This window comes from Moorena sp. SIO2C4, from assembly GCF_010672485.1.
In the GTDB taxonomy this organism is placed as follows: Bacteria; Cyanobacteriota; Cyanobacteriia; order Cyanobacteriales; family Coleofasciculaceae; genus Moorena; species Moorena producens.
In genome coordinates, this window is record NZ_JAAHGN010001333.1 from 1 (window position 1) to 1717 (window position 1717).

General features: G+C 46.0%; 4 protein-coding genes. 3 read left to right on the forward strand and 1 reads right to left on the reverse strand.

All coding sequences use genetic code 11. The features are described 5' to 3' along the window. Positions 1-17: 17 nt before the first annotated feature. On the reverse strand, positions 18-152 hold the full coding sequence (locus F6K20_RS37205; RefSeq protein ID WP_287266756.1) for a hypothetical protein: 135 nt from the start codon (positions 150-152) through the stop codon (positions 18-20). Positions 153-240: 88 nt separating this feature from the next. Between F6K20_RS37205 and F6K20_RS37210 the strand changes: the two genes are divergently transcribed. The 3 genes from F6K20_RS37210 (at position 241) to F6K20_RS37220 (ending at position 1589) form a co-directional block, all read left to right on the forward strand. Further along, the gene (locus F6K20_RS37210; RefSeq protein WP_287298223.1) at positions 241-390 is read left to right on the forward strand and encodes a hypothetical protein; all 150 of its coding nucleotides are present in this window, start codon (positions 241-243) and stop codon (positions 388-390) included. Between the two features lie 129 nt (positions 391-519). Further along, the gene (locus F6K20_RS37215) at positions 520-741 is read left to right on the forward strand and encodes a hypothetical protein (protein WP_287248664.1); all 222 of its coding nucleotides are present in this window, start codon (positions 520-522) and stop codon (positions 739-741) included. Between the two features lie 284 nt (positions 742-1025). Continuing rightward, positions 1026-1589 (forward strand): RpnC/YadD family protein, encoded by a 564-nt coding sequence (locus F6K20_RS37220; protein WP_287251168.1) that lies wholly within the window; start codon positions 1026-1028, stop codon positions 1587-1589. The last annotated feature ends 128 nt before the right edge of the window (positions 1590-1717 follow it).

Below are 1717 nucleotides of genomic sequence, written 5' to 3' on the forward strand. Positions count from 1 at the left end.
TGAATAAAAGGAAGAGTTTAGGATACGGTTGGTGGATGCGTTCGCGCAGCGGCTCGTACCGAGCATCGCGTAGCGTGGCCTACGGCCAATCGCGCAGCGGCTCTTTGGATCGCGTAGCGGCTCTTATCGCGCAGCGGCTCTTTGCATCGCATATAGCTGTGGTCGAGAAATGGGTTCGTCCCGGCTCCAAGGTCCCATCCCACTACTTAATCTCACTACGGATAGCAATTCTGATCACAAGTGAGGTACACAGGATTTTTTTCCACTCCCGATTCCCGACTCCCGACTCCCGACTCCCGATTCCCGATTCCCGATTCCCTGTTCCCGATTCCCGATTCCCGATTCCCGATTCCCAACATTTGTTACAAAACTTTTCAAAATATGTTATAATATATAATTTTTTGTGTTATAATAAAAATACCGTGGACGCGAAAACGTTCCACGGTAAGAGCCAGCCGACAGTTTCTCTCGGCTACAGGCTGGCTCTGGAGCCCCAGTTAAGGAGATACCTAATATTTTATGTCGTACTCTCAACGCCTATATCCATGGGCGCTCATTCGTCTATTGCCGAATATGCAGCGGATGGTTGTTCGTCGTTTCCGCAACCGATCGGATGCTGAGGGTCACTTGCAGGCTCTTAAACGGCTGATGCCTGATGAAAAATTTATTATTATCTTCGATTTAGGAGACCCTATGGACGGCGAGTTTATAGACGGCGAGTCTATAGACGAAGAATCTTAAGAAACAGGAAGTTTGGGAAGTCTGAAAAGGGTGCATGTCAATTTTGTTAACCCCTGATTCAGATCCCCCTAAATCCCCCTTAATAAGGGGGACTTTTCCATCTAATTCCCCCCTTTTTTAAGGGGGGTTAGGGGGGATCTATCTACCTAATTACAAAGTTGACATGCTCCCTCTGAAAAGCCCAGCTCTTCAGTAATCAAATTTTATTTGAACCCCAGAAATAGCTCTGCAAACTGGGGTGCGTGTAACTCAATAATTAATCTTGATTCGATCAATTGTATTGTATGGCAAAACGTGCAGATATTGGTAGCAAACGCTTAATTAGTCTCGCTCCTAATGCTTGGGTGCAATGGGTAACCGGTAATCCCCAAGTGCGAGCATCTCAGTTACTGGATGCTGAGTTTCAATGGATTAGTCGCGAAAGCGATGTAATTGTAAAAGCGTCTAGCCCGGAACACTCCGAATTTCTGATTCTCAATGAATTACAACTACGCTATGACCAGAACATGCCTCAGCGAATGCGCAATTATGTGGCTTTAGCTGAGGAAAAATACAACCTATCCGCAAATCCTGTATTAATTAATATCTTGCCGCCCCCAGGCACAGTCACCATTGAAAATTGCTACGACAAGGAATTCATGGGATTAAAGGCGCGTCAAGATTATCGGGTAATTAATCTGTGGGAAGTAGAGGCTGAATTAGTATTAGAACAACCTTTACCTCCCCTATTTCCATTTGTCCCGATCTTATTTGGAGGTGGTAGCGAATCAAAATTGCGGTCAGCAGTGCAGGCGCTACGAGCGGATCAAACCCTAAATCAACTAGAACCGCTCTTAGAGGTTGTCTGAGAAGTCTCATTTGCTACATCCAAGCCCCCGTTGGTCCCCCAATTTTGGGGGACTTTTAGAAGCAAATTGACTCTTGTTCCCCCCAAAGTTGGGGGGCTAGGGGGGCAAAATTCAGTATCAAAAAACTT